The organism is Mesorhizobium sp. M4A.F.Ca.ET.020.02.1.1, from assembly GCF_004022645.1.
In the GTDB taxonomy this organism is placed as follows: domain Bacteria; phylum Pseudomonadota; class Alphaproteobacteria; order Rhizobiales; family Rhizobiaceae; genus Mesorhizobium.
This window is the reverse complement of sequence record NZ_RZOI01000671.1, coordinates 1-3,286: the sequence shown is the minus strand read 5'-3', so window position 1 is coordinate 3,286 and position 3,286 is coordinate 1. Positions and strand designations below refer to the sequence as shown.

Genomic DNA, 3,286 nt, shown 5'->3' with positions numbered 1-3,286 from the left:
TATCGGTCATGTTGGCAAAGTGCTTGGCCAGTTCGACATGTCGATGCGCCAACACGCTGACGCCCATCCTCCTGGAGTGAAGGATGTAACCAAAGGTTCGCCCCACGACGTTGACGCACGCCAGCAGCCGCGGCGGCTCGCCGGAAAGAGAGCAGACAGCCGTCGCTGTCAGGCCATGCGGCGCGCCGTTGTGCATGGTGGTGACGATATTGACCGCGCCGGTCAGCTTGCGCATCCCCTTGCGGAAATGCTCCGCCGAAACCGGAAAGGTTTGGGGAACTGCCACTTCAACGGAAGACGCAGCTCCGCTCATTCGGCAGCCTCGCGCCTTTCGCTCTGCCGCGAATAGCTTCCGAGCAACTCATCGACCATGCCTTTGGCAAAGCCCCAATCGAATGCGCCGAAGACGCGCATCAGCGCTGCGAAATGGGGACCATTGTAGAACATCTCATATTGCGTATGGCGCGAGCCGAATTCCGACCCAAGCGCATCCCAGGCCAGTTTCATGACCTTCACGCGCTCTTCTGGAGAAGCGGTCGACGAATACTGGGTCTTGTTGATGAGCGCGGCCATTTCCGGATTGTCGAAGTCCTCGACGCCCGACGGCAGCATGATCACGCTGCCGCCCGCCAGCTTGCGGATGGCGGTGATGAACGCGGGGTAGAGTTCCTGACTATAGGCCTGCGTCGTATAGATCTGCAGCTGGCGCGGGATGAAATAGCCGTTCCGCTCAATCGGGTCATGCAGCAGCGAACGGAACATGCCGTCGATGACCATGGCCTGCGATGCGAGATTGCCAAGGGACTCCTGGATCGCCGGGAAATTGATGACGCCGGTCGTTTCGGCGATGCGCCTGGCGAGGCCCGCAAGGAACTTGAGCTTGACCGAATAGCGCGCCTGGCTCTGAGTGTTCATCAGGATTTCGGCGCCGGTCGCATGAAACTGCGCGCGGCACATCGACGTCTTCTTGTAGACGAAAACCCGCTCCCAGGGCACTTTTACGTCGTCGAAATAGACCACCGCGTCGTTTTCGTCGAAGCGCGCGGCCAGCGGATTGTCGAACTGCGAATGCGCGGCTTCCTCATAGGATTTGCGCGAGAGGATCTTGACCCCCTTGGTCGCGAGAGGAAGCGCAAATGACAGCGCGTATATGTCGTCAATGCCCTCCTTCAGCGGGTTCTGCACGCCGACAAGCACTTCCTCCGCCAGCGGCGCCGAGGTGCCCAGCATCTTGGCACCGCGAACGGTGATCCCCTCGGCGTCCTCATCGACGGCGCCCAGGCTGTGATACTTGTCGTCGTGCTCACCCGCGAGTTTCGATCGGTCCCCCTGGGGATTGACGATCGTGTAGGTCATCGCGAGGTCGCGATCACGCGCGTATTCGTAGTACCCCCGAAGCGCTGAAGCCCGCTTCTTGTCGTAGCCCTCGAAGACGTCGATATGCGTCACCATGCCCGTAATGGCCGCCGGAACATGATCCGGCGAACGGCCGAGCCATCCATAACTCTGCGCCGCCCAAGCCTGCGCAGCCAAGCCCCGTTTTACAAGCTTTTCGCGGGTGTCGGGCAGCTCCCAGGAACGGTTGACGCGCTTGCCGGTCGGCGTTGTGAAGGTCATCTCCCCTTGGTTCGCCGCTTGGTAGTCGTACAGCTTGGCTGCGGAACGTATGGCATTTCGGAACGCCGGATGGTCGACGTGATTGTCGACCAACCGGCCGTCGATGAATATCTGACGCCCATCGCGCAGGCTCTGGATGTACTCATTCCCGGTACGTGCCATTCTAGATTCGCTCCCTCAGCGGCCATCGCAGGCGCGAGCATAGGAAACGCACAGTGATATATCAAGCGAATTTCACGGTTGCATCACGACAAATCCCTGCCGACCGGTGGAATTGCATGTCACCGGAGGAGTACCTTGCTCTCCCACGACCTGTCCCACCGACGTCGTTGCCAGCACGTGCGGCCAGAACGGCGTGTTGAAGCTCCGGCGGACTTCGTCCGACCGCGCTGGCGCGGATGGCGCGAGTGCTCCATTCACCTTGCCGGCCGGTTCCGCCTCGGCGTCACCGAACGGAACAGCGACATGGGACCGTACCGGTACCTTGTGCGCTGGCCCGCCAAAGAAAGCTGAAACTACCCGCCCGAAGGCCGAGCGAAGATTGCAAATCCTTGGCGAGGCCGGCCGCACCCTCTGGAAGATTCTGCGCGCGAAGCCAGAAATGCTCGTCGAGGACACTTTCGAAACCGCCATCGACGACGGCGGCCATCACCTGATCGACCGCGTTCTTGCCCGGCAGGGACGATAGGATCACCGGATTATCGAGATACGCGCGCAAGCCCTGCCAGCTCAGTTGAACGAGTTCACCACAGCGCGCCGGGTCAAGGACTGTTGGGTCATGCCGCAATAGCGCCCGGCCTAGCACCACGCCCGGCGCGCCAATGGCGCAATCGACGAGATCATCGAGTTCGGCCGGCGAGAGGCGCTCGATCGTCGGCGTCTGTCGCCATTTAAGGACAGCGGACCGGGCGGCGCGATCCTCACCGACGGCGCTGCTCCAAGCAGCGGCAGACTGTTCCGACAGCCCGGCCGCCCGCTCTATCGCGGCCAAGGTCCGGCCGATGGAACGGTGCCGCCGACGAGCCTTTACCGTGTCCTTCTCGATGATCCCCTTGGGAAGTGCCGCGAGAATCTGCCGTCTCACCTGCTTACGGATAGCACCGACCGTCTCTCCCGCCTTCGCGAGCGGATCCGTATGCCGGATGAGCCACGGCGACGGATGGAAGGCGGCCATGACCGGTCCGGGAACGGCCGCCAGTTTGAAGCGACGCCGCCGATAGGCTTTCTCGTAGCCACCTCGCTGTCGGGGAAGGCATGACGCTTCAACGCCGAAACTTAGGAGCGCCGCCACGCTCGGCGGAGTCGCTCGAAAGCGGCTGAACATCAGCAGCTTCGGGTCGGCGGTCACGTTCTTCCAGCCGCCGGCAAGCGGCCACCACGGTAGGGACGGCGCGACCCACGGCAGGGATAGAAGTTTCGCCCGTGCCGCGGCGCTGAGTGCCCTGAGTTTCGCGTCAGGCCACCTCGCAGGCGCATCCAGCTTGTTGCGGCGCTCCCGTGTCATCTTCGTGAGCTTCGGCGCGGCCTTGATGGTTGCGCGCTTCCAAGCCGCGTACCGAGGCCCCAGGGATTGGGCCGGCAGTGGGGCAGACGACCAATAGGGCAGCGCTTCGTATCGCACAAGCGCCTCGACCAACTCGACCGACGGATGACGCGCATGGAGCGCGAC

2 protein-coding genes and 1 pseudogene are annotated in these 3,286 nt (G+C 62.5%); all 3 read right to left on the bottom strand.

Translation table 11 applies throughout. The annotated features are described in order from the left end of the window. Positions 1-313 (bottom strand): flavin reductase family protein (locus EN742_RS29045; protein WP_148670336.1); only part of this gene is annotated, 313 nt, incomplete at its 3' end. Continuing rightward, positions 310-1,779, bottom strand: a complete 1,470-nt coding sequence (locus tag EN742_RS29040) for a 4-hydroxyphenylacetate 3-hydroxylase N-terminal domain-containing protein (RefSeq protein WP_128333562.1) — start codon at positions 1,777-1,779, stop codon at positions 310-312. The genes EN742_RS29040 and EN742_RS29045, both read right to left, overlap by 4 nt. A 283-nt stretch (positions 1,780-2,062) precedes the next feature. Continuing rightward, positions 2,063-3,286: pseudogene (locus EN742_RS29035) on the bottom strand (helicase); the annotation flags it as partial.

Excerpts from the sequence above, each read along its gene's own strand:
- EN742_RS29040 (WP_128333562.1), bottom strand. The coding sequence starts at position 1,779 with ATGGCACGTACCGGGAATGAGTACATCCAGAGCCTGCGCGATGGGCGT.